Annotated in this window: 23 protein-coding genes; 16 read left to right on the top strand and 7 right to left on the bottom strand. The window is 65.1% G+C overall.

Features of this window, described 5'->3' with window-relative positions; all coding sequences use genetic code 11:
* Positions 1-270 precede the first annotated feature (270 nt).
* Positions 271-1,092 carry an NADPH-dependent 7-cyano-7-deazaguanine reductase QueF gene (queF, locus tag CSC67_RS20225; protein ID WP_118996269.1) on the bottom strand — a complete coding sequence of 274 codons (822 nt, stop codon included), beginning with the start codon at positions 1,090-1,092 and terminating at the stop codon, positions 271-273.
* Between the two features lie 324 nt (positions 1,093-1,416).
* On the opposite strand from queF, the gene aceA reads away from it, so the two are divergent.
* The 10 genes from aceA (at position 1,417) to CSC67_RS20175 (ending at position 9,521) form a co-directional block, all read left to right on the top strand.
* On the top strand, positions 1,417-2,739 hold the full coding sequence (gene aceA, locus CSC67_RS20220) for an isocitrate lyase (RefSeq protein ID WP_118996268.1): 1,323 nt from the start codon (positions 1,417-1,419) through the stop codon (positions 2,737-2,739).
* Between the two features lie 163 nt (positions 2,740-2,902).
* Entirely contained in the window at positions 2,903-3,862 is a 960-nt protein-coding gene (locus tag CSC67_RS20215) for a P-type ATPase actuator domain-containing protein (protein ID WP_118996267.1), read from the top strand.
* 23 nt (positions 3,863-3,885) lie between these two features.
* Positions 3,886-4,083 carry a cbb3-type cytochrome oxidase assembly protein CcoS gene (gene ccoS / locus CSC67_RS20210; protein WP_167752980.1) on the top strand — a complete coding sequence of 66 codons (198 nt, stop codon included), beginning with the start codon at positions 3,886-3,888 and terminating at the stop codon, positions 4,081-4,083.
* A 94-nt stretch (positions 4,084-4,177) separates the two neighbouring features.
* Positions 4,178-5,689, top strand: a complete 1,512-nt coding sequence (gene ccoN / locus CSC67_RS20205; protein WP_118996265.1) for a cytochrome-c oxidase, cbb3-type subunit I — start codon at positions 4,178-4,180, stop codon at positions 5,687-5,689.
* A 13-nt stretch (positions 5,690-5,702) separates the two neighbouring features.
* Positions 5,703-6,359 carry a cytochrome-c oxidase, cbb3-type subunit II gene (ccoO, locus tag CSC67_RS20200; RefSeq protein ID WP_118996264.1) on the top strand — a complete coding sequence of 219 codons (657 nt, stop codon included), beginning with the start codon at positions 5,703-5,705 and terminating at the stop codon, positions 6,357-6,359.
* Positions 6,359-6,574, top strand: coding sequence for a cbb3-type cytochrome oxidase subunit 3 (locus tag CSC67_RS21725; protein ID WP_118996263.1), 216 nt, complete (start codon positions 6,359-6,361; stop codon positions 6,572-6,574). Before ccoO ends, CSC67_RS21725 begins: the two co-directional genes overlap by 1 nt.
* Positions 6,567-7,484 carry a cytochrome-c oxidase, cbb3-type subunit III gene (gene ccoP, locus CSC67_RS20190; RefSeq protein ID WP_118996262.1) on the top strand — a complete coding sequence of 306 codons (918 nt, stop codon included), beginning with the start codon at positions 6,567-6,569 and terminating at the stop codon, positions 7,482-7,484. Before CSC67_RS21725 ends, ccoP begins: the two co-directional genes overlap by 8 nt.
* An 11-nt stretch (positions 7,485-7,495) precedes the next feature.
* Positions 7,496-9,001 carry a cytochrome c oxidase accessory protein CcoG gene (gene ccoG, locus CSC67_RS20185; RefSeq protein ID WP_118996261.1) on the top strand — a complete coding sequence of 502 codons (1,506 nt, stop codon included), beginning with the start codon at positions 7,496-7,498 and terminating at the stop codon, positions 8,999-9,001.
* A gap of 50 nt (positions 9,002-9,051) precedes the next feature.
* Entirely contained in the window at positions 9,052-9,279 is a 228-nt protein-coding gene (locus tag CSC67_RS20180) for a FixH family protein (RefSeq protein ID WP_118996260.1), read from the top strand.
* Positions 9,276-9,521, top strand: coding sequence for a hypothetical protein (locus CSC67_RS20175; protein WP_118996259.1), 246 nt, complete (start codon positions 9,276-9,278; stop codon positions 9,519-9,521). Before CSC67_RS20180 ends, CSC67_RS20175 begins: the two co-directional genes overlap by 4 nt.
* A 41-nt stretch (positions 9,522-9,562) precedes the next feature.
* Here CSC67_RS20175 and CSC67_RS20170 read toward each other — a convergent pair whose 3' ends face one another.
* Together CSC67_RS20170 and CSC67_RS20165 are read right to left on the bottom strand one after the other, a co-directional pair.
* On the bottom strand, positions 9,563-10,291 hold the full coding sequence (locus CSC67_RS20170) for a helix-turn-helix domain-containing protein (protein ID WP_118996258.1): 729 nt from the start codon (positions 10,289-10,291) through the stop codon (positions 9,563-9,565).
* Positions 10,292-10,426: 135 nt separating this feature from the next.
* Positions 10,427-11,335 (bottom strand): LysR family transcriptional regulator, encoded by a 909-nt coding sequence (locus CSC67_RS20165; RefSeq protein WP_118996276.1) that lies wholly within the window; start codon positions 11,333-11,335, stop codon positions 10,427-10,429.
* A gap of 204 nt (positions 11,336-11,539) precedes the next feature.
* On the opposite strand from CSC67_RS20165, the gene clpB reads away from it, so the two are divergent.
* Positions 11,540-14,131 carry an ATP-dependent chaperone ClpB gene (gene clpB, locus CSC67_RS20160; protein WP_118996257.1) on the top strand — a complete coding sequence of 864 codons (2,592 nt, stop codon included), beginning with the start codon at positions 11,540-11,542 and terminating at the stop codon, positions 14,129-14,131.
* A 134-nt stretch (positions 14,132-14,265) separates the two neighbouring features.
* Here clpB and CSC67_RS20155 read toward each other — a convergent pair whose 3' ends face one another.
* The gene (locus CSC67_RS20155; RefSeq protein ID WP_118996256.1) at positions 14,266-14,943 is read right to left on the bottom strand and encodes a TetR/AcrR family transcriptional regulator; all 678 of its coding nucleotides are present in this window, start codon (positions 14,941-14,943) and stop codon (positions 14,266-14,268) included.
* Positions 14,944-15,173: 230 nt separating this feature from the next.
* Here CSC67_RS20155 and CSC67_RS20150 point away from each other — a divergent pair, with 230 nt between their 5' ends.
* From CSC67_RS20150 to CSC67_RS20130, 5 genes are read left to right on the top strand one after another with little or no spacing between them, the layout of a single operon-like run.
* Complete coding sequence (locus CSC67_RS20150) at positions 15,174-16,175, top strand: HlyD family secretion protein (RefSeq protein WP_118996255.1); 1,002 nt, start codon at positions 15,174-15,176, stop codon at positions 16,173-16,175.
* Positions 16,172-17,938, top strand: coding sequence for an ATP-binding cassette domain-containing protein (locus CSC67_RS20145; RefSeq protein WP_118996254.1), 1,767 nt, complete (start codon positions 16,172-16,174; stop codon positions 17,936-17,938). The genes CSC67_RS20150 and CSC67_RS20145 overlap by 4 nt, the downstream gene beginning before the upstream one ends.
* Complete coding sequence (locus CSC67_RS20140) at positions 17,935-19,059, top strand: ABC transporter permease (protein ID WP_118996253.1); 1,125 nt, start codon at positions 17,935-17,937, stop codon at positions 19,057-19,059. The genes CSC67_RS20145 and CSC67_RS20140 overlap by 4 nt, the downstream gene beginning before the upstream one ends.
* A gap of 5 nt (positions 19,060-19,064) precedes the next feature.
* The gene (locus tag CSC67_RS20135) at positions 19,065-20,183 is read left to right on the top strand and encodes an ABC transporter permease (protein WP_245220314.1); all 1,119 of its coding nucleotides are present in this window, start codon (positions 19,065-19,067) and stop codon (positions 20,181-20,183) included.
* Between the two features lie 15 nt (positions 20,184-20,198).
* The gene (locus tag CSC67_RS20130; RefSeq protein ID WP_118996251.1) at positions 20,199-21,710 is read left to right on the top strand and encodes an efflux transporter outer membrane subunit; all 1,512 of its coding nucleotides are present in this window, start codon (positions 20,199-20,201) and stop codon (positions 21,708-21,710) included.
* On the opposite strand, the gene CSC67_RS20125 is transcribed toward CSC67_RS20130, so the two are convergent.
* From CSC67_RS20125 to CSC67_RS20115, 3 genes are all read right to left on the bottom strand, one after another.
* Positions 21,692-22,345: an epoxyqueuosine reductase QueH gene (locus tag CSC67_RS20125; RefSeq protein WP_118996250.1), complete on the bottom strand. Its 654-nt coding sequence runs from the start codon at positions 22,343-22,345 to the stop codon at positions 21,692-21,694. The two genes, CSC67_RS20130 and CSC67_RS20125, sit on opposite strands and share 19 nt — an antisense overlap.
* Positions 22,346-22,877: 532 nt before the next feature.
* Positions 22,878-24,245 (bottom strand): glutathione-disulfide reductase, encoded by a 1,368-nt coding sequence (gene gorA, locus CSC67_RS20120; RefSeq protein ID WP_209304358.1) that lies wholly within the window; start codon positions 24,243-24,245, stop codon positions 22,878-22,880.
* A 3-nt stretch (positions 24,246-24,248) separates the two neighbouring features.
* Positions 24,249-24,509, bottom strand: a complete 261-nt coding sequence (locus CSC67_RS20115) for a DUF2789 domain-containing protein (protein ID WP_118996249.1) — start codon at positions 24,507-24,509, stop codon at positions 24,249-24,251.
* Positions 24,510-24,554: the final 45 nt, after the last annotated feature.

Below are 24,554 nucleotides of genomic sequence, written 5' to 3'. Positions count from 1 at the left end.
TTCTTGCGCAGTACTTGCCGGCCGCTCTCATCTTGACCGTGAAGATGAAAACAGCGCTTACCCAGGTCAATGCCTATCAGCTTGATCGTCGCCATGATGGTCTCCTTATCTCCAGGGGGAAATCCCCCTACAGCGTACCCGCCCTCGCCGAGGGGCGGGCTGACCATCTCATTACTCAGCAACAGCATCGCAATAAACACACTGGCGGCGGTCAAGAGTTCGACACAATAAAAGCCCCGCCCACGCTGAGCGTTCAAAAAGGGCAACCGCTTACTGGCGAACAGTCCGCGCCTGCGAAACCTCGGCTGCATGGCTGGCGCGCCAGGGATTGATGTCCAGCCCGCCGCGGCGCGTGTAGCGCGCGTACACCAGCAAAGACTGCGGCCGGCAGATGCGCCAGATGTCGCAATACATCTTCTCCACGCACTGCTCGTGAAACTCATCATGCCGGCGCAGCGACACGATGTATTTGAGCAGCGCCGACCGATCGATCTGCGGCCCCGTGTAGCGGATCTGCACGCTGGCCCAGTCCGGCTGGCCCGTGACCGGGCAATTGGACTTCAGCAGGTCGGACACCAGCGTTTCCTCCACCGCCGGCCCACCGGGCACGCACTGCAGCAGTTCCGGCGAAGGCGTGTACACCTCGATGTCCACGTCGATGCCGTCTATGTTGATGCCTTCCAGCGGCTGATAGCTTTGCGCCGCCTGGCCGCCCACGGGAGCCAGTTCGACCTCGACCGCGCCTCCGCAGGCGGCGGACAGATCCGTGCGCATGCGCGCGCATACCTCTTTTTCGTCGGCGAACCGCTCGTCGTTGAAGGAATTCAGATAAAGCTTGAACGACTTCGACTCCACCAGCCTGGGGCTGTCATGCGGAAAGACGAAGCGCGCGGTTGCCACGATGGGCTTGCCGCGGGTGTTCAGCCAGGAGATCTCGTACGCATTCCAGATATCGGCCCCGGCCCAGTCCGGAAGGGCGCCCAGGGTCTGGCGGTTGGGCGCACGGTCGATGGGGAACAGCAGGGTGGGATCGTAGGCGGTGGGATAGACCACTTCCTGGCCCAGAGGGGCGTGGGTGAGAGGGGTGTTCATGGGCGATGAAAAGAAGAAGTGACGGGAGGATTGTAGCGTTCGAGGCCGATTTCATGATGTGGGATGTAACGGCCGCAATATGAAAACAGCTTGCTGCGGGGCAACGTCGTCTCTTTCATAAAGGAAAAAATCGTTTTGTAATGCGGAATAATAATATTATATCGTTGTTTTTAAAGAAAAATATTTTTAGTCTTATATAAGACATAAGTGTGTTTTGCTCCGCACAAGAGGCGTAGAATTTTTTCCATGGCGACGAAGTTCCCAGGGGGCCTTGGGCGGTGGAACTTCTTCCGAAGCTTTCTTCACTTCATCAGGAGCAAAACCATGTCCACACGTGAACAGGCAGTGCGTGAATTGCAAACCCATTGGGCCGAAAGCCCGCGCTGGCAGGGCGTGAAGCGCGGCTATGGCGCCGAGGAAGTCGTGCGGCTGCGCGGCTCGCTAGCCGTCGAGCATACGCTGGCACGACGCGGCGCCGAAAAGCTGTGGTCTCTGCTGCAGACCGAGGATTTCGTCAATTCCCTGGGTGCGCTTACCGGCAACCAGGCCATGCAGCAGGTCAAGGCCGGCCTCAAGGCCATCTATCTCTCGGGCTGGCAGGTGGCCGGCGACGCCAACCTGGCGGGCGAAATGTATCCCGACCAGTCCTTGTATCCGGCCAATTCCGTGCCCCAGGTGGTGCGCCGCATCAACAACGCCCTGGCGCGCTGCGACCAGATCCAGTGGATGGAAGGCGCCGACCCCGCGGACGCAGGCTACGTCGACTACTTCGCGCCCATCGTCGCCGACGCCGAAGCCGGCTTCGGCGGTGTCCTCAACGCCTTCGAACTGATGAAGGCCATGATCGAGGCGGGCGCCGCCGGCGTGCACTTCGAAGACCAGCTCGCTTCGGTCAAGAAGTGCGGCCACATGGGCGGCAAGGTGCTGGTGCCGACGCGCGAAGCGGTCTCCAAGCTGGTGTCCGCCCGCCTGGCCGCGGACGTCATGGGAGTGCCGACGGTGCTGCTGGCCCGCACGGACGCCGATGCGGCCGACCTCATCACCAGCGACGTGGACGAGAACGATCATCCCTTCATCACGGGCGAACGCACGGCCGAGGGCTTTTTCCGCACCAAGCCGGGCATCGACCAGGCCATTTCGCGCGGCCTGGCCTACGCTCCGTATGCCGATCTGCTGTGGTGCGAGACTTCCACGCCCGACCTGGCTTATGCGCGCCGCTTCGCCGAAGCCATCCACAAGCAGTTTCCCGGCAAGATGCTGGCCTACAACTGCTCGCCCTCGTTCAACTGGAAGAAGAACCTGGACGACGACACGGTGGCGCGTTTCCAGCGCGAGCTGGGCGCCATGGGCTACAAGTTCCAGTTCATCACGCTGGCGGGCTTCCACGCGCTGAACTACGGCATGTTCGAGCTGGCCCACGGCTACGCGCGCCGCCAGATGAGCGCCTTCGTCGAACTGCAGCAAAAAGAGTTTGCCGCGGCCGAACTGGGCTTCACCGCCGTCAAGCACCAGCGCGAAGTGGGCACCGGCTACTTCGACGCCGTGACGCAGACCATCGAGGGAGGCCGGTCGTCCACCACGGCGCTCAGCGGTTCGACCGAAGAAGCGCAGTTCGACAGCCCGGTCAGCAGCCGCAAAGTGGCCTGACCGCGACGGCCCCGCGTCCACGCGGGGCGTCGGCGCCCATCGGGCGGGGCGCGGCCGCGTTCCATGCCTGGTAAGAAGAGCGGCATGTTCGATACGGGAACATGCCGCTCCTTGATCTATATCAAGGCGGTTTGTGCGGTGCAACGCTATAGTTCGTTACACCATGCGCGCCTTCTCGATTTTCTCCATTCCCGATACGCTCGCGCCAGACCGGCGCCAACAGAGGCGGCATATGCTTGCCCGCCTGGGCCTGGCGTGGCTGGCCATGATGCAGGTCATGATGTTCGCTTTCCCGGGCTATCTGCGCACCCGGCCCATGGGCGCGGAAGACCAGACCTTTCTCGACAGCGCCATCGTCCTCATGAACTGGGTCAGCCTGGCGCTGACCGTCCCCGTGGTGCTGTATTGCGCCTGGCCGGTATGGCAGGGCGCCCTGCGCCGGATGCGCCGCGCCAGCCTCAGCATGGACGTGCCGGTCGCCCTGGGCATCGTCGCCGCCTTCATTCCCAGCGCCTACGCCACCTTCAGCGGGCGCGGCGAAGTCTATTTCGACTCGGTCACGATGTTCGTGGCCTTCCTGCTCACCGCCCGCTATCTGGAGCTCTGTGCGCGCCAAGCCGTGGGCAGCGGGCGCATGCACGACGCCATCGAGCGGCATCGCGTCGTTCTGTCTGACAAGGCCGACCGCGTCGCCATCTGGTTCACCATCATCCAGCTGGGTGTCGCTTTCGCGGCCGGCGCCGTCTGGTACTTACACGCGCCCGAACGCGCAGTGGGCATCATGGTCGCCATGCTGGTCATCAGTTGTCCCTGCGCCATGGCCATGGCCGTGCCCACCTCCATCGCCGCCGCCCATGCCAGTCTCATGGCTCGGCCTTCCACCACCGAATACCAGCTGGCCGGCCTGACCCGGGCAAGCGGGCGCGTGGCGCGCCAAAGCCTGCTGGGCGCCATGCTGTGGCATGTGCTGATGATGCCTTTGGCCGCCCTGGGCTGGGTGCAGCCCTGGCTGGCGGCCATCACCATGCTGCTCTCGTCCCTGGCCGTGGCGGCCAATGCCTGGCGGCTGTTCCGGCGGCAAACCGCGGCCGCGCCGTCGCGTGTCGCCGCCGCCGCAGGCTAGCGTCAACAGGACCTGAGGCGGCCATGGAGGCAATGTTTCTGCTGATCGCGATCTCGCTGGTGTTCGTGGTGGCGATCGGCGCGGCATTTTGGTGGGCGATTTTCGCAGGCCAGTTCGACGACAGCGACTCCGCGGGCAAGTCCATTCTGGGCGACGAGGATGAAAACTCCAGGGCGCCGCCAAAGTCGCACGACGGCGATGTGGGCGGCAAGAAGGAATAACGCATCGGACTTCGCGGCTCGCAGCTGCAAAGCCCGATGGGCAAGTCGGCGTCAAGCCGAGACGACTCTTATTTGTTTGTATTAGGGGAAATCCATGAGTACTTCGGGTACGATGGCCGGCCAGCCGGAAACCTTCAATTATGGCGTGGTTCGGCAGTTCACGATCATGACCATATTCTGGGGCATCGTCGGCATGGGCGTGGGGGTGCTGATCGCCGCACAACTGATCTGGCCTGAGCTGAACTTCAACACGCCCTGGCTCAGCTATGGCCGCCTGCGGCCCGTGCACACCAACACGGTCATCTTCGCCTTCGGGGGCACGGCGCTGTTCGCCACCTCGTACTATGTCGTGCAGCGCACCTGCCAGGTGCGCCTGTTCTCCGACAAGCTGGCGGCCTTCACCTTCTGGGGCTGGCAGCTGGCCTTGTTCGCGGGCTTCTTCACGCTGCCCATGGGTTTTACCACCACCAAAGAGTACGCCGAATACGAGTGGCCCATCGACATCCTGATCGCCCTGGTGTGGGTCTCGTACGCCGTGGTGTTCTTCGGCACCATCGCCAAGCGGCGCGTCAAGCACATCTACGTGGCCAACTGGTTCTACGGCTCGTACATCCTGACCATCGCCGTGCTGCACATCTTCAACAACATCGAGATTCCCGTCTCGCTGTGGAAGTCGTATTCCGCCTATGCGGGCGTGCAGGACGCCATGGTGCAGTGGTGGTACGGCCACAATGCGGTGGGCTTCTTCCTGACGACCAGCTTTCTGGGCATGATGTACTACTTCGTGCCCAAGCAGGCCGACCGTCCGATCTATTCGTACCGCCTGTCCATCGTGCACTTCTGGGCGCTGGCCTTTACCTATATGTGGGCCGGCCCGCACCACCTGCACTACACCTCGCTGCCCGACTGGACCCAGGCGCTGGGCATGGTGTTCTCGCTGATTCTGCTGGCGCCTTCCTGGGGCGGCATGATCAACGGCATCATGACGGTCTCGGGCGCCTGGCACAAGCTGCGCACCGACCCCATCCTGAAATTCCTCGTCACGGCGCTGTCCTTCTACGGCATGGCCACCTTCGAGGGCTCGATGATGTCCATCCGCACCGTCAACGCCCTGTCCCACTACACCGACTGGACCGTCGGCCACGTCCACGTGGGCGCGCTGGGCTGGGTCGCCATGATCACCTTCGGTTCGTTCTACTACATGATCCCGCGCCTGTACGGCCGCAGCTCCATGGCCAGCATCAAGCAGGTCGAACTGCACTTCTGGCTCGCCACCATCGGCGTCGTGCTGTACATCAGCTCGATGTGGGTGGCCGGCGTCATGCAGGGCCTGATGTGGCGCGCCACCGGCGCCGACGGCACGCTGACCTACAGCTTCGTCGAGGGCGTCAGCGCCACCTATCCGCTGTATGCCATCCGGCTGCTCGGCGGGTTGTTCTTCCTGAGCGGCATGTTCGTGATGGCGTGGAACACCTACCGCACCATCAAGGGCCAGCCCAAGCCCAATCCCGTGGTGTACAAGTACAACCCGGACAGCACCGACCCCGCCCTGGTGGGGCCTGCAATACCCCAGCCGGTCCCCGCGGCCGCAAAAGTGGTCGCTTAAAGGAAGCTTCGACATGGCAAGCAAGCAGAAAAAACGCTTCAGTCACGAACTGCTCGAAACCAACGTCGGGCTGCTGATTTTCTTCAGCGTGCTGGTGATCTCCATCGCCGGCCTGGCCCAGATCATTCCGCTGTTCTTCCAGCACTCCACCACCAAGCCGATCGAGGGCGTGCAGCCCTACGAAGCGCTGCAGCTGGTCGGCCGCGACCTGTACATGCGCGAAGGCTGCGTGGGCTGCCACTCGCAGCAGATCCGCATGCTGCAGTCCGAAGTGCAGCGCTACGGCCCCTATTCGGTCGCGGGCGAGTTCGTCTACGACCGTCCCTTCCTGTGGGGCTCCAAACGCACGGGGCCCGACCTGGCCCGCGTGGGGCAGCGCTATTCCGACGACTGGCACCGCATCCACCTGCGCGATCCGCGCGCCGTGGTGGCCGAGTCCAACATGCCGGCCTATCCCTGGCTGCAGCACAACACAGTCGAAGGCATCAACATCCAGGAGCGCATGCGCGTGCTGCGCTATCTGGGCGTGCCCTATACCGACGAGCAGATCGAAGCAGCCCCCGCGGCCCTCAAGGGCAAGACGGAAGAAGACGCCATCGTTGCGTATCTGCAGGGCCTGGGCGTGGCGGGCCGCGAAGCGGCCGCCGATATCATGGCGGGAGAACCCTGATGTCCATACTGAACGGAATCGCGACCCTGATCGCATTGCTCACCTTCATCGGCATCGTCTGGTGGGCTTTTTCGCGGGGCAGGGCCAAGGCCAATCGCGATGCGTCGATGCTGCCATTCGCCCAGCCGGACGAAACCGGGCAGGCGGCCCGCGAAGAAGCCGAGGAGAAGGCGGGCGGGGCAGAACAAAAGAAACAAGGGGAATCTCATGAGTGACTTTTTCAGCGGTTTCTGGAGTTACTTCATTTCGATCATCGCGCTGGGCGGCATCGTCTTTTGCGTGTGGCTGCTTTTTTCGCAGCGCGCCTGGCTCAAGAAGGAAGTCAAGCAGGCCGAGAACACGGGCCACGTCTGGGACGGCAACCTGTCCGAGCTCAACAACCCCGTGCCGCGCTGGTGGACGGTGTTCTATCTCGGGCTGTGCGTGTTCGCCCTGGGCTATCTCGTGCTGTATCCCGGCCTGGGCAGGTTCCAGGGCGTGCTCCAGTATTCGTCGGCCGAGGCCGTGCGGGAGGCGCAGCGGGCGCAGGCCGAGCAGATCCGGCCCGTGTATGCGCGCTACGAAAGCATGAGCATCCCGCAGATCGCGGGCGACCACGAGGCCCAGCAGATCGGCCAGCGCCTGTTCCTGAACAACTGTGCGCAATGCCACGGCTCTGACGCCCGCGGCGGCCCGAGCTTTCCCAACCTGACGGACGGCGACTGGCTGTACGGCGGCGCGCCCGAGCAGATCGAACAGACCATCGCCAAGGGCCGCCACGGCGTCATGCCGCCCTGGCGCGGCACCATCAAGCCCGCCGAAGCCGCCGACATTGCGCAGTACGTACGTTCGCTCTCGGGCCTGGCGGCCGATTCGCTGCGCGTGGTGCCGGGCAAGCGCGGCTACGACACCTACTGCGTGGCCTGCCATGGCGCGGAAGGCAAGGGCAACCAGGCCCTGGGCGCGCCCAACCTCACCGACAACGTGTGGCTGCACGGAAGCTCCGAAGCCACCATCGTCGACATCATCCTCAATGGCCGCGAAAACCACATGCCGGCCCAGGAACGCATCCTGACGACGCAGCAGATCCGCATGCTGACCGCCTGGGTGTGGGGGCTGTCCAACGAGGGTGAAACCGTCGACTGAAGAGACCCGCCATGAACACCGACCGCAGCAAGTCTTCCACGCAGGGCGCCAGCCCGGCCAGTGCTTCCCCCGCCTGGCGGCCGCAGGCGGTCGCCAGGCCGCAGAAGGGCACGTCGCCCTACGTCGAGAAGGCGCTGGCCGACGTGCGCAACAAGGTCTACCCGCGCTCGGTGTCGGGTCTTTACGCGCGCTGGCGCATCGTCATGGTGTTCGCCACCCAGATCATTTTCTACGGGCTGCCCTGGCTGCAATGGCAGGGCCGCCAGGCGGTGCTGTTCGATCTGGGCGCGCGCAAGTTCTATCTGTTCGGCATGGTGCTGTGGCCCCAGGACGTCGTGTATCTGGCCGTCCTGCTGGTGTTGTCGGCCTTTGCGCTGTTTCTGTTCACGGCGATGGCGGGCCGGCTGTTCTGCGGCTACGCCTGTCCCCAGACGGTCTATACCGAAATCTTCATGTGGGTCGAGCGCAAGATCGAGGGCGACCGCCTGGCCCGCATCCGGCTCGACGAGCAGCCCTGGAATGCGCGCAAGCTGGGGCTCAAGGCCGCCAAGCATTCCGTCTGGGTGCTGATCGCCTTCTGGACCGGCTTTACCTTCATCGGCTATTTTGCGCCCATACGAGAGCTGGGCGCGGGCCTGCTGGCGTTTTCGCTGGGGCCCTGGCAGTGGTTTTGGATGCTGTTCTACGCCTTTGCCACCTGGGGCAACGCCGGCTTCATGCGCGAGGCGGTCTGCAAATACATGTGTCCCTATGCGCGTTTTCAAAGCGTGATGGTGGACGACGACACCTTCGTCGTCACCTACGACTACAAGCGCGGCGAGCCGCGCGGGGGGCGGTCGCGCCGCGTCGACCACAAAGAAGCGGGGCTGGGCGACTGCGTCGACTGCACGCTGTGCGTGCAGGTCTGTCCCACCGGCATCGACATCCGCGACGGGCTGCAGTACATGTGCATAGGCTGCGGGGCCTGTGTCGACGCCTGCGATCAGGTGATGGACAAAATGGATTACCCCAGGGGCCTTATCCGCTATACCTCGGGCAGCGCCATCACCGAAGGCCTGACCCAAGGCCAGGTGCGCCGCAGGCTGTTCCGTCCCCGCGTCATTGCCTACACCCTGCTGTTGCTCGTCATAGGCATAGGCCTCATCGTCTCGATCGCCACGCGCAGCACCCTGAGGGTGGACGTGATACGCGACCGCGGCGCGCTGGGGCGCGAAGTGGCCGGCGGCCTGATCGAAAACGTCTACCGGCTGCAAGTCATCAATACGTCCGAGTCGCCCCTGACGCTGCAACTGGATGCCTCGGGCGTGCCCGGCATGGTCGTCACGCCCGCCGACCATCCCGAGCAGCAGGTGGTCGTCGAGGGATCGTCGAACCGGCTGGTGCCGGTGGTCGTCCAGGCGCCCGCGGCGGGGGCGGCGCCCGGGCTGTATGATATTCAGCTTCAAGTTACCGCGACGTCCGACCAGGGCCGCAGGACCGTGGTGACCGAGGCGAGCAGTTTCTACGTTCCCCGTTGACGGGAGGCGAACGCAGCATGCATATCCAAGAACGATACGAGGCAAGGACCATGTCCGAGACAGAAGACAGCAAACCCTGGTGGCGCGAACCCTGGCCGTGGATACTGATGGCCGGGCCCGCGGTGGCCGTGGTGGGCTGCGTCGTGACCATCGCCCTGGCGGTCCAGAACTTCGCGGACCAGCCCATCACCGACGGCGGCAGCAAGCGCGGCCTGGTCATCGAGCGCGCCGCGCCGGCCGCAACGTCCGACGGCGGAGCCAAGGGAGAGGCATCATGAAGTGGCGTTCGCTGATGTGGATATTGTGGCCGTCGTTTCTTATCGGGGCGGCCACCAGCGCCACGGTCTTTGCCTTGATCGACCCCCTGGACATCGCCATTTTCGGCACCATACAGCTCAGCCGGCAGCAGATGTACGCCGGGGGATTCTTCCTGTTCTGGCTGATGGCGGCGCTTTCGAGCGCCTTGAGCCTGTTCATGGCGCCCAGCGCGCCGGACGCCGACCCGCTGGACACGTTCTAGGACCTGTTGACGCTAAAAGGGCAGCCGCCCTGGCTTTTCGCTCAGCCGCAATCGACGCCTGAAAGCTGCCGCAGGGTGGGCAGGTCGAGCAATTGCACCTCGCGCTGATGGATGCGGATCAGGTTCTCGCGCGCAAAGCGCGAGAACAGCCGGCTGACGGTTTCCAGAGTAAGCCCCAGGTAGTTGCCGATTTCTTCGCGGCTCATGCGCAGGACGAACTCATTGGGCGAATAGCCCAGCGCCGCCAGGCGCTGCGACAGATTCAGCAGGAAGGCCGCCAGGCGCTGCTCGGAGCGCAAGACCCCCAATGCCACCACCAGTTGCTGCGAGCGCTTGATTTCCTCGCTGCTGAGGCGGCGCAGCTGGTGCTGCACGGCCGGCACGTGGGCGGCCACGCGGTCCATGTCCTCGATGCGGGCCACACAGACCTCGGTGTCTTCGAGCGCGATGGCGTTCGACAGCTGGGTGGTGTTCAAAAAACCGTCGATGCCGACCACTTCGCCCGGCAGCAGGAAGCCCGTGACCTGGACCTGGCCGACGGCGTCTTCGAGCTGCGTCTTGATGGAGCCGGAGCGGATGCCGTAGATGGCGACCGAGCGGTCGCCCTGGTGGAACAGGGCTTCGCCTTTGGGAATGCGAATGCGTTCACTGACTACTTCGTCGAACTTGGCTATGTCATTGCTGTTGATGCCCAGGGGCAGACACAGACTGTTGAGCATGCAGGTCGAACAGCGGGTCGACTCGGGAGAGAGCGAAATTCTTTTGTGCATACGCTTCCTGGTAACCGCCGAATGAGTCGTTGTTGTTTTTATACGGCCCTGGCCTCCATTGTACTAGCTTTGCAGGGGCGTTCGACCTAGGGCCTGTTCACGCTAAAAGGGCTGCCCTTTTAGCGTGAACAGGCCCTAGTGCGTGGCCCAATAGCTTTCCTGCGCGTAAGTGGCGCGCAGCAGGTCGACCAGGGCGCGCACCCGCAGCGGCAGGTGCTTGCGCTCGGCCAGCATGGCGAAGATGCCGTTGGCCGGCGCCGCGTGGTCGTCCAGCACGCTGACGAGCCGCCCGTGGGCCAGGTCCTCGCGTACCTCCCAGAGCGAGCGCCAGGCCAGTCCGTAGCCCTGCAGCGTCCAATCGTGCAGCACCGAGCCGTCGCTGCAGGACATATTGCCCTTGACGCGCATCGGCTTGACCTGGCCGTCCGCTTGGCGGAACAGCCATCCTTTGGACTGGTTGCTGCCGCCGAAGGTCAGGCAGTTGTGGCGGGCCAGGTCGTCCGGCGTGCGGGGGGCGCCATGCAGGGCGAGATAGGAAGGGGCGGCGACCACGACCCTGCGGTTGTCCGCCAGACGCACGCCGATGATGCTGGAGTCGTCCAGATCGCCGATGCGGATGGCGCAGTCGTAGCGTTCTTCTATCAGGTCGACGAGCCGGTCGGTGAGATCGAGGGTGACGGTGACTTTGGGATGGTTGCTCAGGAACTGGGGCAGGAGGGGCGCCACGTGGCGCCGCCCGAAGCCGGCCGGCGCGCTGATGCGCAGATGGCCGCTGGGCTGTTCGCTGCCCTGGGCCACGCGGTTCTCGGCGTCGGCCAGCTCGCGCAGGATGCGCTGCGCTTCGTTGAACAGCAGCATGCCCTCGGCGGTCAGGGAAAGGCGCCGCGTGGAGCGTACCATCAGCTTGATGCCCAGCCTGGCTTCCAGCGCGTTCATCCTGCGCGCCATCATGGCGGGCGCGACCCCCTCGGCCCGGGCGGCCGCCGACAGGCTGCCCAGGGTGGCGACGGAAACAAAGCTTTCCAGCTGCCTGAATTTGCCCATTGAAAGTGCTTCGTCCTGATAAAAGTGGGAAACGAGATTCTGAGTGTAAAGTATGGATGAGGCGCCGGGCGGCGCCATTCCGCCGGCATTTCGCATCTTGAAATTTCGGTCAACGACCGCATCTAGTCATCATCGTGGGTTCATGGCCTGTTTGCAGTGTCAACAGGCCCCGGGCCTGAAAAACCTTCTACGAGCTGAGCGATTATGCGATTCGACAAACTAACGACCAAATTCCAGCAGGCGATCGCCGATGCGCAGAGCCTGGCTGTCCGTAACGACAACCCCTACATCGAGCCGGTGCACGTGCTGGCCGCCTTGCTCTCCGACAACGACAGCGGCGCGGGCAGCCTGCTGGCGCGCGCCGGCGTGGCGGTCAACCGCGTCGTTTCCGACGTCAACACGGCGATCGGCGCCTTGCCGCAGGTGCAGGGCTCGGACGGCAACATCCAGGTCAGCCGCGAGCTCCAATCGGTGCTGACGCGCACCGACAAAGAGGCCTCCAACCGGGGCGACACCTATATAGCCAGCGAGCTGTTCCTGCTGGCCCTGATCGACGACAAGGGCGAGGCGGGCCGCATCCTGCGCGATGCCGGGCTGCAGCGCAAGCCGCTCGAAGTCGCCATCGACGCCATGCGTGGCGGCGAGTCGGTGTCGGACGCCGAAGGCGAAGCCAATCGCGAAGCACTGGCCAAGTACACCACCGATCTGACCGAGCGCGCCCGCCGGGGCAAGCTCGACCCGGTCATCGGGCGCGACGACGAAATCCGCCGCACCATACAGATCTTGCAGCGCCGCACCAAGAACAACCCGGTGCTGATCGGCGAGCCGGGCGTGGGCAAGACGGCCATCGTCGAGGGCCTGGCCCAGCGCATCGTCAACAACGAGGTGCCCGAGACCCTGAAGGGCAAGCGGGTGCTGGCGCTCGACCTGGCGGCGCTGCTGGCCGGGGCCAAGTACCGCGGCGAGTTCGAAGAGCGCCTGAAGGCCGTGCTGAAGGAACTGGCCCAGGACGAGGGCGGCATCATCGTCTTCATCGACGAGCTGCACACCATGGTCGGGGCCGGCAAGGCCGAGGGCGCCATGGATGCGGGCAATATGCTCAAGCCCGCGCTGTCGCGCGGCGAGCTGCACTGCATCGGCGCCACCACCCTGGACGAATACCGCAAGTACATCGAAAAGGACGCGGCCCTCGAGCGCCGCTTCCAGAAAGTGCAGGTCAACGAGCCGGACGTCGAGTCCACCATCGCCATCCTGCGCGGCCTGCAAGAGCGCTACGAGCTTCACCACGGCGTGGCCATCACCGACCCGGCCATCGTGGCGGCGGCCGAGCTGTCCCATCGCTACATCACCGACCGCTTCCTGCCCGACAAGGCCATCGACCTGATCGACGAGGCGGCAGCCCGCATCCGCATGGAGATCGACTCCAAGCCCGAAGTCATGGACAAGCTCGACCGCCGCATCATCCAGCTCAAGATCGAGCGCGAGGCGGTCAAGAAGGACAGCGACGAGGCTTCGGTGCGCCGGCTCCAGGCCATCGATGCCGAACTCGAGAAGCTGCAGCGCGAGTACAACGACTACGAAGAGATCTGGAAGGCCGAGAAGGCCTCGGTGCAAGGCTCGCAGTCCATCAAGGAAGAAATCGAGCGCGTGCGCGCCGAGATGGCCGAGTTGCAGCGCAAGGGCCAGTTCGACAAGCTGGCCGAACTTCAGTACGGCAAGCTGCCCGAACTCGAAGGCCGCCTGGCGGCGGCCGAGGCGGGCAAGGAAGAGCACAAGTCGGATCAGCCGCGCCTGCTGCGCACCGAAGTCGGCGCCGAAGAGATCGCCGAGGTCGTGTCGCGCGCCACCGGCATCCCGGTATCCAAGATGATGCAGGGCGAGCGCGAAAAGCTGCTGGGCATGGAAGCGTTCCTGCACAAGCGCGTGGTGGGCCAGGACGAAGCGGTGACGCTGGTGTCCGACGCCATTCGCCGCTCGCGCGCGGGGCTGTCCGACCCGTCGCGTCCCTATGGGTCCTTCCTGTTCCTGGGCCCGACGGGCGTGGGCAAGACAGAGCTCACCAAGGCGCTGGCGAACTTCCTGTTCGATTCCGACGACCACATGATACGCATCGACATGAGCGAGTTCATGGAGAAGCACTCGGTGGCCCGCCTGATCGGCGCGCCTCCGGGCTATGTGGGCTACGAAGAGGGCGGCTACCTGACCGAGGCGGTGCGGCGCAATCCGTACAGCGTGATCCTGCTCGACGAGGTCGAGAAGGCGCACCCCGACGTCTTCAATGTGCTGCTGCAGGTGCTGGACGACGGCCGCCTTACGGACGGCCAGGGGCGCACGGTGGACTTCCGCAACACGGTCATCGTGATGACGTCCAACCTGGGTTCGCAGCACATCCAAAGCATGGCGGGCCAGCCGTACGAGGTGGTGAAGGAAGTGATCTGGGACGAGCTCAAGACGGCATTCCGTCCCGAGTTCCTGAACCGCATCGACGAGGTGGTGGTGTTCCACGGGCTCGAATCCAAGCACATCGAATCGATTGCGCGCATCCAGATCCAGCGGCTGGCGGACCGCCTGGCGCAGCAGGACATGCGCCTGGAGGTATCCGACGCGGCGCTGGCCCAGCTGGCGCGCGCGGGCTTCGATCCGGTGTTCGGGGCGCGTCCGCTCAAGCGGGCGATCCAGCAGTACATCGAGAACCCGGTCGCCAAGCTCTTGCTCGAGGGCAAGTTCGGGCCCAAGGACGTGGTGCCGGTGGATTGGCGGGACGACAAGTTCGTGTTCGAGCGGACGCTGCAGTAATCGTTTTTCGCCGATCGGTATTTTCATCGTCGAGAAAACCGGCCTCTTTTCGAGGCCGGTTTTTTGCCGGGGGCGCCGAGCCGCCGGGCCGCCCCAAGGGAAAAAAAGCCCCCTTGGGGGGCAGCAAGCAGGCATCAGCCTGCGCAGCGTGGGGGCGTTTTTCCCGCGTGGTATTCGTTTCCGATGGCTTCCAGGCCGGCGATGGCGAATCGGTGGAGGTGGTCCACCACCACTTCGCGCGGCGTGCGCAGCATGGCTTGCACGGGGCCGGGAAGGCCGCGCCGGCCGATCTGCAGGAGCAGGCAGGGGGCGGCGACGCTGAACAGGCAGCGGCGCAGGGCGGGGTCGTCCGCGGGGATGCCGCTTATCTCGCTGAGAATGTCGGCGATCAGCGAGGCCTTCATGGGCACTTCCGACTTGAAAAGCACTTTGATGTGGGAAGAGGGCGCGACGAGCTCGGCGGCCAGCACGGTAAGGTGCCATCCTTCGGAACCATCGGCCGCTCTTTGAACCAGCTGATCGATCAAGACCCGAAGCTTCTCGGAAGCCGGCAGGGGGCTCTGGGCGAGCTGCTGCAGATCGGCCAGGTCGACCACGCGGCGGTGCGCTTCGCTCAATACGGCGCGGTACAGGCCGTTGCGGCTGCCGAAGTGGTAGTTGATGGATGCCAGGTCCACGCCGGCGCGCGCGGCGATGGCTTTGCTGGTGGTTTCGGCGAATCCCGTGACGCCGAAGAGTTCGCCCGCGGCATCCAGGATGCGGGCGCGGGTCGTTTCACCGTCGGTGCGAGGGGCGCGCGGGGCTGTGGTCATGGATTCATATTCCTGCGGGGCCGGGATGTCGAGACTCAGGTCGACGCGATGTGGCGGTGGCTAGACCTTGTGCATGAGCTCATGTTCATAAAGATTTTGCTTGAATTAGATACTAAATTCAATTTAAATTTAGGGTAAGCTGCTCATTCACGGCCGTCCAGCCGGCGGCGGCTCGAATCGATTCCTCCTGCATGTCCTGATCAATCGTCCTCCTACCCGGAATACCGATCATGAAGAAGCCTCTCATTCTCGTCGCGGCGGCTTTGGCCGTGATTCTTGCGGCATGGGCCTGGTGGCATTCGAGCCAGCGCGATGAGGAGGGGCCGCTCGTGCTGTACGGCAATGTGGACATCAGGCAGATATCGCTGGCTTTCGATGGCAACGGCCGCGTGGCGCAAGTGCGCGCCGAGGAAGGCGACCATGTCGAGGCGGGCAGCGTGCTGGCCGTGCTGGACACTCGCACGCTGGCCCTGCAGGCCGAGCAGGCGCAGGCTCAGGTAGAAGTCAGAGAGCAGGCCCTGCTCAGCCTGCGCAACGGCGCACGGCCGCAAGAGCTTGCGCAGGCTCGCAGCCGCCTTGCCGCGGCCCGGGCAGAGGCCTCGCAGGCCGAGCAGGACCTCAAGCGCGTGCAGGGCATATCGGCCCGGACGCAAGGGCGCGGGGTCAGCGCGCAAGACCTGGATCGGGCTCGAAGCGCGCTGAGCGTCGCGCAGGCCCGGGTGGCGGAGCAGCGCGAAGCCCTGCATCTTGTGGAGGCGGGCCCGCGTACGGAAGAAGTGGCGGGTGCGCAGGCTCAGCTGGAGGCGGCGCGGGCGCAGTTGGCGCTGCTGCGGCATCAGATTGCGCAGGGCGAACTGAAGGCGCCCGCCGACGCGGTGGTGCGGTCGCGCCTGCTGGAACCGGGCGACATGGCCACGCCGCAGCGCCCTGTCTTCGCGCTGGCCCTAACGCGGCCGAAATGGATACGCGTCTACGTCGCCGAACCGGACCTTGGCCGGATACGGCCGGGCATGCAGGCCCGCGTCTTTACCGATGGACGCCCGGGCGAGGCGGTCGCCGGCAAAGTAGGCTATATCTCGTCGGTGGCCGAGTTTACGCCCAAGACGGTCCAGACCGAAGAGCAGCGCACGAGCCTGGTCTACGAGGCGCGAGTGTTGGTCGAGGATGCGGGCGATGTGCTGCGGCTGGGGCAGCCTGCCACCGTTCACCTGATTGCCGGCGAGGCGCAATGAGCGCCGCCGGCGCCACGGTCGTCGCCGAAGGCCTGCGCAAGACCTTCGTGGCGCCGGCGGGCGGTCCGCTGCACGCGGTGAGAGACATTTCCATGACGGTGCGCGCGGGCGAACTCACGGCCCTGGTGGGCCCGGACGGCGCGGGCAAGACGACGCTGTTGCGCATGATGGCCGGGTTGCTGGAACCCGACGCCGGAAGCTTGCGGGTATTGGGCATGGACGTGGGCCGCGATCCCCAGGCGGTGCAGGATCGCATCAGCTACATGCCGCAGCGTTTCGGCCTGTACGAGGACCTGAGCGTCCAGGAAAATCTGGATCTTTACGCCGACCTGCACGGCGTCCCGCTCGAGCAGCGCCGCGAACGGTTCAGGCGCATGCTCGAGATGACCGACATGGCGCGGTTCACCGCAAGGCCGGCCGGCAAGCTGTCGGGCGGCATGAAGCAGAAACTGGGCCTGGCCTGCACCCTGGTGCGCTTGCCCGATCTGCTCTTGCTGGACGAACCCAGCGTGGGCGTCGATCCACTGTCGCGGCGCGATCTCTGGAAGATCGTGCAGCAGCTGGTGGACGACGAGAATCTCAGCGTCATTGTCAGCACGGCCTACATGGACGAGGCCGCGCACTGCGCCCAGGTGTTCGTGATGCACGAGGGCCGCCTGCTGGACCAGGGCGACCCGGGAACGCTGCGTGAACGTGCCCGGGGCCTGACTTTTACGGCGACGCCGCCCCCCGGCACACCCGCGCGCGACCTGCAGGCCCGCCTGCTGGATGCCGGAGCGCAGGTGGTCGATGCGGTGCCCAAGGGCGGCGCCGTATGGTTCATTCGCCAACCGCAGGCAGAGCCGGAGGCGCTGCGGCGCCTGCTCGGCGGCGTCGACCATGGGCCGCGGCCCGAAGAGCTGGAGGACGCCTTCATGATGCTGCTGCGCCGGCAGCAAGCCCGCGAGGACGCGGCGCCGCCCGCCCCCGGGCGCTCCGTGGCGGCCGATGCGCCGGAGAGGACGGACCAGCCGGCCATCGTGGTGCGAGACCTGGTGCGCAAGTTCGGCGACTTCACCGCGGTCGCCAGCACCTCGTTCGAGGTGGCGCGGGGCGAGATCTTCGGCCTGCTGGGACCCAACGGCGCGGGCAAGACGACGACCTTTCGCATGCTGTGCGGGCTGCTTCCGGCCACCAGCGGCCACTTGGAGGTCGCGGGCCTGAATCTGCGCACGGCGCGCGCAAGGGCGCGCGGCCGCATCGGCTATGTGTCGCAGAAGTTCGCGCTGTACGGCGAGCTGACCGTGCGCGAGAACCTGGAATTCTTCGGCGGCGCGTACGGACTGCGCCGCCAGGCGCTGCACCGGAGGGTGGACGCCATGATCGAGCAGTTCGAACTGGATCCCGCCGCCGCCAGCGGCTTGCTGCCCGGCGGCTACAAGCAGCGCCTGGCGATGGCCGCCGGCCTGCTGCACGAGCCGGAGATCCTGTTCCTGGACGAGCCCACCAGCGGCATCGATCCCCTGGCCCGCCGCGCCTTCTGGCGCACCATCACCGCGCTGGCGCAGACCGGCGTCACCATCATCATCACGACCCACTTCATGGAAGAAGCGGAGTATTGCGACCGCATCGCCATCCAGGATGCCGGGCGCGTGCTGGCGCTGGGCACGCCGCGCGAGGTGCGCGAAATGGCGGGCGACAGCGGCGCCGACATGGACAGCGCCTTCATCGCCATCGTCGAGCAGGGACGCGCCCGGGCCCGGTCGGCGGAGGCGGGCGCATGAAAGCATCGGGATTCGCGCGCCGGTTCACCGCCTTGCTGCGCAAGGAAGTGCGGCAGCTGCTGCGCGATAAAAGCAATCTGGCCGTGGGCCTGCTCCTGCCCGTCGCCTTGATTCTCCTGTTCGGCTACGGCCTGTCGTTCGATGTGGACGACGCGCCCATAGCCGTGGTTCTGGAGGACAGCTCGCCCACCGCGCGCGAAGTCGTCCAGGGGCTGCAGGGTTCGCCCTATATTTCGCCTGTGTGGACGGGCAGCATGGCCGAGGCCGAAGACCGCATGCGCGCGGGAGAAGTGGATGGAATCGTGCGCCTGCCGGCGGATTTCTCGCGCCGGCTCGCTTCGGGCGATGCGCACATCCAGCTGCTGCTCAACGGCATCAACTCGACCACCGCGTCCATCGTGGACGGCTACGTGCGCGGAGCGGCGGGCCTTTGGGCGCAACGGCAGGCCGAGCGGGCCGGCGGCAAGGCGTCCGGGGGCATCGATGTGCAGGAGCGCATCTGGTTCAACGAGGCGAGCGACAGCACCTGGTATCTGGTGCCGGGGCTGATCGTGCTGGTATTGACGCTGATCGGAGCCTTTCTGACTTCGCTGTTGATCGCCCGCGAATGGGAGCGCGGCACCCTCGAGTCGCTTTTCGTCACGCCGCTGCGGCCCACGGAACTGGTGCTGTCCAAAGTGGCGCCGTATCTCGTCATCGGGGCGATCGACCTGGCAATGTGCCTGCTGGCCGCCCGCTTCCTGTTCGACGTGCCGATGCGCGGCTCGCTGCTGATCATCTTCCTGGTCTCGATGCTGTATCTCACGGTCTCGCTGCTGCTGGGGTTGTTCATTTCCGGGACGATGCGCAGCCAGTTCCAGGCCAGCCAGGTGGCCCTGCTGGTCAGCTTCATGCCGGCCATGATGCTATCGGGCTTCGTGTTCGACCTGCGCAACGTGCCCTGGGTGATACAGGGCGTGGGCCAATTGCTGCCGGCAACGCACTTCATGAACCTGATCAAGACGCTGCTGCTGGCGGGCGACTATTGGCCCGACATCCTGCGCGGCACGGTGATTCTTGCGGCCTACGCCCTGGTGCTGGCGTGGGCGACGCGGCGCACGCTGCGCAAGAGGCTGGATTGAAACCCATTATGGACGCCTTGCTCGCACCGCTCGCACAGATCGCTTCCCTGATTCGCAAGGAACTGCTTGCCTTGATCAAGGAGCCCGCCAGCCGCGCCATCCTGCTGATGCCCGTGCTGGTGCAGGCGCTGCTGTTCGGTTATGGCGCCACCTATGACCTCAGGCACGTTCCCTACGCGGTGCTGGACCAGAGCCGTGGCGCGGCATCGACCGAGCTGCTGGCGCGGCTGGACGGCACGGGCGTCTTCGTGCGCGAGGCCACGCTGACTTCGTCGCGGCAGATCGCCCGGATCGTCGACGAGCAGAAAGCCTTGCTGGTGCTCGGCATTCCGCCGGATTTCGAGGAGCGGCTGGCCGCCGGCCAGCGGGTTGCGCTTCAGGTCATTTTCGATGGGCGCAACTCCACGACCGCGGGCGTCGCCTCGGGCTACGTCGGCGCCATCGTGGCCGACTACAACGCGTCGATGGGCGCGGGCGGCCCGGGCATCGCCATCGATCGGCGCGTGTGGTTCAACCCCAACCTGGAGTCGCGCTGGAACCTCATGTCGGGCCTGATTGCAGCCTTGAGCATGCTTCAGACCTTGTTGCTGGCCGCGCTGTCCGTCGCCCGCGAGCGCGAACAGGGCACTTTCGACCAGCTGCTGGTCACCCCGCTGACGCCGATGCAGATACTGATCGGCAAGGCCTTGCCGGCCATTCTGATCGGCCTGATCCAGTCCACCATCATTTTTCTCGTGATCCGGTTCTGGTTCGGAGTTCCCCTGGCGGGCTCGGTGTGGCTGCTCTATCTCGGCCTGCTGACTTTCACCGTCGCGGCGGTGGGCATGGGGCTTTCGATTTCGGCGCTCTCCCTCACCATGCAGCAGGCCATGCTCTACACGTTTTTATTGATCATGCCACTGATGCTGTTGTCGGGCCTGCTGACCCCGGTGCGCAACATGCCCGAGGCGCTGCAGATCGCGACCTATGCCAACCCCTTGCGCTTCGGCATGAATATCGTGCGCCGCGTCTATCTCGAGGGCGCCACCCTGCGGGATGTGTGGCGCGACTTCATTCCCTTGCTGGCGCTGGCCTGCGTCACGCTGCCCATGGCGGCCTGGCTGTTTCGCCACCGTCTTTCCTGAGTCGGGAAATTTGACATGTCTGATTTGCATTTTCGTCGTAGAGCAAGCTCGTATGCCGGCCTGGCGCTGGTACTGGTGTTGGCCGGATGCACGGCGGGACCGGATTTCGCCAGGCCGGCTCCGCAGGCCCCGGACGACTGGACGAGCTGGCGCAGCGCGGATGAATCGCTTCGAACGCCTGTCGATACCGAAGGGACGCTTCCGGCGGAATGGTGGCGCGCGTTCGGCGACCCGGTGCTGGACACGCTGCAGGAGCGCGCCTTTCGGGCCGGCCCCGACCTGCAGACCGCCGCGCTGCATTTCGCCCAGGCGCGTGTCCAGCGCAGCACGGTCGCCGCCCAGCGGGGCCCGGACATTGGCGCAAGCGGCAGCGTCACCCGCCAGCGCCAAAGCGAATATGGCGCCGGCGTGCGCATGATCGATGCCATCGGCGGCGACCGCTCGGCGCTGGTGGATGTGCTGAGCGAACCCTTCACGCTTTACCAGGCGGGCTTCGATGCCTCATGGGAGCCCGACCTATGGGGGCGCGTGCGGCGCTCCGTCGAAGCCGCGGACGCCGACGTGGCCCAGCAGGCCGCGCTGTACGACCTGGCGCGGCTGAGCCTGGCCAGCGAAGTGGCGCGCAACTACATCGAGCTGCGCACCACGCAGCGCCAGATTCGATTGCTGCGGGAGGACGTGTCCGCCCTGGAGGGGCGCCTGCGGATACTGGAAGCCTGGGTGCGGGGCGGTGTCGCCGACCATCTCGATCTGGAGCGCCAGCGCACGGAGGTGGCGGCGAACAAGGCGCAGCTACCCGACCTGCTGGCCCGGGAAGGCGCAGGCATCAATCAGATCGCGCTTCTGCTGGGCGAACCGCCCGGCGCGCTGCGTGACCTGCTTGTGCCGCAGCCGGAGCGAGGCCAGGCGGCGGCATCGGCGCTGCCCGATCTATCCCTGGGGCTGCCTTCGGAGATTGCGCTGCGCCGTCCCGACATCAGGGCGGCGGAAGCCCGTCTGCATCGGGCCACGGCGAGCATCGGCGTTGCGCAGGCGGAGCTGTATCCCAGCATACGCCTGGGAGCGCGCTTCGGCTATGAATCCTATCTGAGCGGAGAGTTCGCCGACTGGGGCAGCCGAAGCTGGTCGGTCGGACCCAGCCTGAACCTGCCGCTCTTCGATCGCGGCCGGCGCCGCAGCGTCGTACGGCTGCGCGAACTGGAGCAGCAGGAGGCGGCGGTGAATTATCAGCGGACAGTGCTCGGGGCGTGGCAGGAAATCGACGACGCGCTCAGCGCCTATACCGCCGAGCAGCAGCGGGCGCGCCAGCTGGCGTCACGCGAGCGAAGCGCGCGCGAGGCCTATGAACTGGCCCAGGCGCGCTACGAGGGCGGCATGGTCGACTTCATGGCGGTGCTGGACAGCCAGCGCGGCTACCTGCAGGCGCGCCGCGACCTGGCGGTCAGCGAAGGGCGGCTCGCCACGCGCTATGTGATGATCAACAAGGCGGTAGGCAATGCGCCGGCCGTTCAGTCGTCTTTGCCGTAGAACTTCACGCCGATCTCGATCGCCTCGCGCCCCTGCGAGCGCCGGTGGCGATTGGTGTCGCGCAGCGAATAGATGCAGCCGCAGTACTCTTGCTGGTAGAACTCTTCGCGCTTGCTGATCTCGATCATGCGCGCCGAGCCGCCGCCCTTGCGCCAGTTGTAGGTCCAGTACACCAGGTCGGGGTAGCGCGCCGCGGCGCGTTCGCCGCAGCCGTTGATCTGGTTCATGTCCTTCCAGCGCGAGATGCCCAGCGAGCTGGTGATGGTATCGAAGCCGTGCTCGTGGGCATAGAGGGCGGTGCGCTCGAAGCGCATGTCGAAGCAGACGGTGCAGCGGGCCCCGCGTTCGGGTTCGTTCTCGAGGCCCTTGACGCGCTCGAACCAGTTGTCGCGGTCGTAGTCGGCATCGATGAACTCGATGCCATGCTCTTCGGCAAAACGGATGTTCTCGTTCTTGCGGATCTCGTATTCGCGGTCGGGGTGGATGTTGGGGTTGTAGAAGTAGATGGAGTAATCGATGCCGGATGCCGTCATGGCCTCCATGACTTCGCCCGAGCAGGGCGCGCAGCAGGAGTGCAGCAGCACTTTCTTGCGGGAGTCCGGCAGTTCGAGGGTGGGGCGTTTTAATTCGGTCATGGTGTTCGAAGCAGGCGATGCGGTCGGCACGCACAGTGAGCCTGGCGATGCCATTTATTTAGGGAGTATTAAGCGATTTTAGTCTGTTGTCGGGTTATACCCAAATGCGCGAGTGCAGCTTTGATCGGGTTTTTTCGGACGTGACTCTTGGGTCGGGACTTGGCGTTTGGGTTCTTGAGACGCCGCTGAAGGCGGGCATGCCCAGGCCGGGCGGTCGGGCGGTCCGAGGCAGCGCCCTCCAACGCCCGGCCTGGGCATGCCCGCCTCCAGCGGCTTACGTCTGAGAAAATAACGCGAGTAGGCAAATGACGCGAGTCTGGCAAATGACGCAAGCCGTTGAAGGAGCCCCGGGTTGTCCCCGGACGTTGGAGGGCGCTGCCTCGGACCGCCCGACCGTCCGGGGAAAACCCGGGGCTCCTTCAGCGGCGCTCAAGAACCCAATAACAGCATCGCAACAATCCCCAGCGGCGCTCAAGAACCCAATAGCAACATCGCAACAATCCCCAACGGCCCTCAAGAACCCAATTTAGCTCTACCGCATCGTCACGAACTCTTCAGAGGCGGTGGGATGTATCGCCACGGTGTCGTCGAAGTCCTTCTTGGTGGCGCCCATCTTCAGCGCCACCGCGAAGCCCTGCAGCATTTCGTCCATGCCGAAGCCGATGCCGTGTATGCCGACGATCTTCTCTTCCGGCCCGGCGCAGACGAGCTTCATGCGCGCGGGCTGGCGGCGCCGCGTCACCGCGGTGTACATGGCGGTGAAAGAAGACCGGTACACCTTCACCGCATCGTCGCCGTATTTGGCCCGCGCCTCGGGTTCGCTGAGGCCGACCGTGCCTATCGGCGGGTGGCTGAACACCACCGTGGGGACATTGCTGTAATCGAGGTGTTCGTCGGGCTTGTCGTTGAACAGCCGCTCGGACAGGCGGCGTCCGGCGGCAACGGCCACCGGCGTCAGTTCGACCTGCCCGGTGATGTCTCCCACCGCGTAGACGCCGGGCACATTGGTGTTCTGGTACTTGTCCACCGTGATGTAGCCGAGCGGGTTCACCTGTACGCCCGCCGCCTTCAGGTTCAGGTGGGCCGTATGGGGCTCCCGGCCGACCGCCCAGACCAGGCAGTCCACGGTGTGGCTTTCGCCGTTCTCGAGTTGCAGCGTCAGGCTGCCGTCGGCGTTCTTCAAAACCGCCTTGGGTACGGAGTGTGTGTGCAGCAGAGGGCCTTCGGCCTGCATCACTTCGACCAGGGTTTCGCTGATCAGGGGATCGAAATTGCGCAGCGGGGCATGCTGCCGCACGAAGAGATGGGTTTCCGAACCCAGGGCGTTCATCACGCCCGCCAGTTCGACCGCGATGTAGCCCGCCCCCACCACGGCGGTGCGCCGGGGCAATTCGGACAAGGCGAAGAAGCCGTCCGAATCGATGCCGTGTTCCGCGCCGGGAATGTCGGGGCGCACGGGCCGGCCGCCGGTGGCGATCAGGATGTGGTCGGCGGTGTAGCGCTTGCCGTCGACTTCGATGGTGCGCGCATCGACGAAGCTGGCCCAGCCGCGGATCACGTCGACCTGGTTCTTGCCCAGCACCGTGTCGTACGAAGCATGGATGCGGTCGATGTAGGCGCTGCGGTTCTCGACCAGGGTGTTCCAGTCGAAGCGGTTCACCGTGGCGTTAAAGCCGTAGTCCGGCCCATAGTGGTGAATGGCCTCGGCGATTTGCGCCGCGTGCCACATGACTTTCTTGGGCACGCATCCCACGTTGACGCAGGTGCCGCCGAGCTCTTTGGCTTCGATCAGCGCGCATTTTCTTCCGTGCATCGCTGCGCGGTTGGCGGAGGCGATGCCGCCGCTGCCGCCGCCTATGGCGATGTAGTCGTAGTGCTGTGTCACGTCTTGCCCGCTCATTGTTTATTCCAGCCCCGAACTGAGCTTGACCGCGTCTTCGTGCAGGGACTCGTTCAACTGGTCGACGATGATGGCCCAGGGCGCATCGGCCGCGATCTGCTCGGTCAGGAACTGGCGCTGGGCGTCATTCCAATATGGCGCGTCGGCAATCTCGACGTCCGTGGGCAATTGATGGTCCTTGATGAATTGCGCGATCGCTTCTTCGCTGGCGTCCAGCCCGAGTTGTAGGAACAGATTGGTCATGCGCGGGATGGCGTTGCTCATTGGGCGGCTCCAGTGTTGATGTCAAAGGCACACCGATTGTAATGC

Source organism: Pusillimonas caeni, assembly GCF_003545815.1.
Classification (GTDB): Bacteria; Pseudomonadota; Gammaproteobacteria; order Burkholderiales; family Burkholderiaceae_B; genus Pusillimonas; species Pusillimonas caeni.
The sequence above is the reverse complement of the archived record's forward strand: the minus strand, read 5'-3'. Positions and strand labels throughout refer to the sequence as shown.